The sequence below is a fragment of the uncultured Cardiobacterium sp. genome (assembly GCF_938028185.1).
Lineage (GTDB): Bacteria > Pseudomonadota > Gammaproteobacteria > Cardiobacteriales > Cardiobacteriaceae > Cardiobacterium.
The window spans coordinates 1-4237 of the sequence record NZ_CALJAH010000312.1; the positions used below are offsets into that span (position 1 = coordinate 1).

The following is a 4237-nucleotide window of genomic DNA, read 5'->3' on the forward strand; positions in this document are numbered from 1 at the left end:
ATGCAGCCGCATTTTGCGTGGGAACCCGCCCACAAGGGGAGGGGGAATCGCGGCGGGAATCATCCCCGCGAGCGGGCGATGTCGAAGTCGGCGTCGCCGGTGGTCATTTCGATGGTACGGTTGCAGCCGGGGCAGGTTGCCATGCCTTCGCCTTCGACGCAGAAGACCTGGCCGCAGGAGCAGGTGGCGAGGCCGTATGCCGCGCCGCAATGCGGGCAGCCGCCACCGCCTTCGAGCATGGAGACGGCGATGGTGTTGGCGTTGGCGCGGGTGTCCGACCAGTCGAAGTAGTCTTTTTCCGCCGGGTACACGCCGCTGTAGCGGTACACCTGCGGCGGGTTCTTGGTGAAAAAGGGGATGTCGCCGATGTCCGGCATCCGTTCGTATTTCATGAGGTACGGCAGGCGGGTTTTGGCGCAGATGCCGGTGATGATGACGTAGTTTTCGTCCACCGCTGCCGCTTCCATCGCGTCTTTGACGAGCGACAGCGCCGGGCTTTCCGCCTTGTCCAGCGTCAGCGGCACATCGACGCCGAGGCTTTTGCTTTGCGCCGAGACGGTGTTGGATATCCACTGGATGAAGCTCTTGAAGTCCTGATCGTCGCATTTTTCCAGGCGCAGCGTCTGCGCGCTGATTTGGCTTAAGAGCGACAGGTCGGCAAACGGGCCGATGCCAATGCTGACGAGGGTCGCGCGGCGGGCAAAGTCGCGCTGCCAGCGGGCGATGGCGGCGGCGGGGTTGTCGGTCGCCTTGCCGTCGGACATGAAGTAAACGACGGGTTTGTAGTCGCCTTTTTGTGTCGGGCTGCTCATGACGACGTTGGCGCTGATTTCCGCCATGACGTGCTCCAGCGCCGCGCCGATGGAGGTACCGGAGCCGACGGGCAGGCGCGGCGGGTAGAAGGCGTAGAGTTCGACCAGCGGCGCGAGGGTGCGGGCGACACCGGCGAAGGCGATGACGGAGAGGTGCACGGTTTCGAGCGCGTAGGGGTCGGCGCGCAGGACGTTGATGAGGCGGGAGATGCCTTCCTGCATATGGCGCAGGTTGTCGCCCGCCATGCTTTCGGAGATGTCGATGACGAGGTAAACGGGGAGTCGGCGCATGGGTTTTCCGGGGGTGGTCAAGATAGCGGTCATGATAGCAAAAAACCCCGGTTTTTCCGGGGTTTTAGCGGGGTTTGGGTTAGAAAACGGCACGCTTCAGTCTTCATAAACCAGCGCCAATCCCTGCAAATATTTCTGCAAGCGCCGCTGGTATTTGTTCGGCGTGGCGGGGACGGTGTTTTCTTCTTCTGTAACCGCCGCCGCTTGCAGTTTCTGCGCCTCGCGTACCAATTGGCGTAGGTGTTGCAAATCCAGGTCGGCGTAGCGGCCAAGCAGTTCGCCGTAAATGTCGGCGTCCCCCGCCAGCAGGCGCTCCATTTCGCCTCTGATGCGCTGTTGCTTGCCGGGGCTGTGCAGATAGGGGTGATTGACGTGTTCGTGCGCGGTGCGGATAGCCTCGTAATCCTGCTCGTCCAGCAGGCGGGTGAGGTAGTTCAGATGGCGCGAGAGCGCGTTGCCGGAGAGGCGTTTGCCCTCAACCAGCGCCGCTTGCAGGGTCTCGTCGATGGGCAAGAGCGGGTACTGGTGCGCCGGCAGCTTCAGCAGTTCGCGGGCAAAAGTCTTGATATGCTCGCGTTCGCGCTTGGCCTGACTGCGGTTTTCGCGGATGACGCGGCCTTCTTCGTCGTACTGTTTTTCGGTCATGTCCGGTTTCGTTTTTCAGCGGGATACCTATAATAGCCGCTTTTTTGACAGCGTTGGCTTGGGAGGGCTGAATGCGCATTGGGTACGCCTTGCTTGTTTTGTGGTTTTGTCTGTTGGCGCAGGCGCAGCAGGTGCCGGCGGCGGTCACGGAAATGCTGAACAAAAACAACGTCGCCCCGGAAGACGTCAGCATCTGGGTGCAGGGCATCGAATCAGAGCAGCCGCTCGTTGACCTGAACGGCAAACAGCCACGCCACCCCGCCTCGGTGGAAAAAGTGCTGACCACCGCCTCCGGCCTCATTCGCCTCGGCGCGGATTTCCGCTGGGAGACCAAGTTTTACGTCGATACCCTGCCGGATGCCAACGGCGTGGTCGATGGCAACCTCTACGTCGTCGGCGGCGGCGACCCCTTCCTCGTCGAAGAACAACTGCTGGCGATGCTGCAAGGCCTGCAACAGGCGGGCGTGCGCCACATCACCGGCGACATCGTCCTCGACGACTCGCTCTACCGCCTCTCGCCGCAGGAGCGCGACGCCGCCGCCTTTGACGGCAAACCCTGGGCGGCTTACAACGCCGTGCCGCATCCGCTGATGGTCAATTTCCGCACCGTAAAAATGCAAGTGACGCCGCAGGCGGGCAAACCAAAACTGGCGCTCGTCCCCGAAATCGTCAACTGGAAAATCGACAACCAGCTCCAGGTGCGCAAAGGCAAATGCAGCGGCGACGGCTTCACCCCGTCGGCGGTACTCGACCGCGACGACAAGGGCTACGCGGTGATGCACGTCGCCGGAACGTATGCCACCGGCTGCGGCGCGCAGGACGTGATGCTCGTCCTCGGCGAAGCGAGCGAACAGTTCTACTACCTCTTCCGCGACCTCTGGTACCGCCTCGGCGGCAGCTTCGACGGCGCGGGCAAAGTCGCCAAAACCCCGTCCACCGCCAAACACATCTACACCGGCCTCTCCGAACCGCTCGCCCAACAAATCCAGCGGATGAACCAGGAAAGCAACAACGTGATGACGCGGCAACTGCTGCTCACCCTCGGCGCCAAAACCTTCGACCCGCCCGGCTCGCTCGAAAAAGGACGCAACGCGGTGCGGATGACGCTGGAAGCCTTCGGCATCAACACCGACGGCATGATTATCGACAACGGCGCCGGCCTCTCGCGCACCGAACTCGTCAGCGCCGAACAACTCGCGCAACTCCTGCGCTACATCTACCTCTCCGACCAGGGACAAACCTTCCTCCAGTCGCTGGCGGTGGCGGGCGAAAGCGGCACATTGCGCAAACGCTACCGCGGCGAAGCGCTCGCCGGACGCGTCATCGGCAAAACCGGCACCATTGAAAACGTGCGCAGCTTCGCCGGCTACGTGCGCGCCGAAAGCGGGCGCAACTACGTCGTCGTCATCATCGGCAACGGCAAAAGCGCGGTGCGCAGCCGCAACGTCCAGGACGACCTCTTCCGCTGGATCTACCAACAATAACCCCGAACAACTCCCCTCCCCCTGTGGAGGAGGGGCCGGGGGTGGGGTTAGCCCGCATACCTCGCAGGCCTGACAACACCCCGTCAAAAATTACCCGCCAAACCCGCGAACCCCATGAAAAAACACCTCATCCTCCTTGCCGCCCTCGCCCTCATCCTCGCCGCGTGCAGCAGCCGCGCCCCGGACAGCAGCCGCGCCCCGGACAGCCAGCGCGACAGCCGCCTCATCCGCCGCCCGGCACAACCCACACTGCAAGACCGCCTCGAAGCGCGCGGCTTCCGCTTTGGCGCGCCCGCCTTCATCCGCATCTTCAAAAAAGAAGAAGTGCTCGAAGTCTGGCTACAAAAAGACAACGGCGAATACGCCCTCTTCCTCGACTACCCCATCTGCATCTACTCCGGCGAACTCGGCCCGAAAACCCGCGAAGGCGACAAACAATCGCCCGAAGGCTTCTACGCCGTCGGGCGCGAAGCGCTGAACCCCAACAGCCAATACCACCTCTCCTTCAACCTCGGCTACCCCAACGCCTACGACCGCGCCCACGGCTACAGCGGCAGTATGCTGATGGTGCACGGCAAATGCGTCTCCATCGGCTGCTACGCCATGGGCGACCGCCAAATCGAAGAAATCTACACCCTCGTCGGCTCAGCCCTGCAACGCGGCCAGCCCTTCGTGCGCGTCCACGCCTTCCCCTTCCGCATGACCGACGCCAACCTCGCCGCCTACAGCGACCACCGCTGGTACGACTTCTGGCAAATGCTCAAACCCGGCTACGACTACTTCGAGCGCTACCACCAGCCGCCGGAAATCGACGTCATCGGTGGCCAATACGCCTTAAGCGACCGCAACCCGCACCCGGCACCACGCCCCGGCAGCCTGCCGCCCGCGCGCAGCACCCCGGTCATCCCCGGCGAAAACCTGAACGCCAACCCCTTCACCGGCGGCACCGCCATCGCCCAAAACCACGGCGACCAACCGCTGCTGAACCGCCCCGGCGCCGTCGCC

The 4237-nt window shown here is 63.2% G+C and carries 4 protein-coding genes; 2 read left to right on the forward strand and 2 right to left on the reverse strand.

The window, feature by feature from the left end:
• Window positions 1-59: 59 nt before the first annotated feature.
• Entirely contained in the window at window positions 60-1103 is a 1044-nt protein-coding gene (locus Q0349_RS09170; protein WP_298080570.1) for a TerY-C metal binding domain-containing protein, read from the reverse strand.
• A 96-nt stretch (window positions 1104-1199) separates the two neighbouring features.
• The gene (gene yjgA, locus Q0349_RS09175) at window positions 1200-1748 is read right to left on the reverse strand and encodes a ribosome biogenesis factor YjgA (RefSeq protein WP_298080571.1); all 549 of its coding nucleotides are present in this window, start codon (window positions 1746-1748) and stop codon (window positions 1200-1202) included.
• 71 nt (window positions 1749-1819) lie between these two features.
• On the opposite strand from yjgA, the gene dacB reads away from it, so the two are divergent.
• Together dacB and Q0349_RS09185 are read left to right on the forward strand one after the other, a co-directional pair.
• Window positions 1820-3232, forward strand: coding sequence for a D-alanyl-D-alanine carboxypeptidase/D-alanyl-D-alanine-endopeptidase (gene dacB / locus Q0349_RS09180; RefSeq protein WP_298080572.1), 1413 nt, complete (start codon window positions 1820-1822; stop codon window positions 3230-3232).
• Window positions 3233-3346: 114 nt separating this feature from the next.
• Window positions 3347-4237 (forward strand): murein L,D-transpeptidase family protein (locus Q0349_RS09185; RefSeq protein ID WP_298080574.1); only part of this gene is annotated, 891 nt, incomplete at its 3' end.

What these genes read in the sequence shown, in the direction of transcription:
- Q0349_RS09170 (WP_298080570.1), bottom strand. Translation starts at nt 1,103, where the DNA reads ATGCGCCGACTCCCCGTTTACCTCGTCATCGACATCTCCGAAAGCATG.
- yjgA (WP_298080571.1), bottom strand. Translation starts at nt 1,748, where the DNA reads ATGACCGAAAAACAGTACGACGAAGAAGGCCGCGTCATCCGCGAAAAC.
- dacB (WP_298080572.1), top strand. Translation starts at nt 1,820, where the DNA reads ATGCGCATTGGGTACGCCTTGCTTGTTTTGTGGTTTTGTCTGTTGGCG.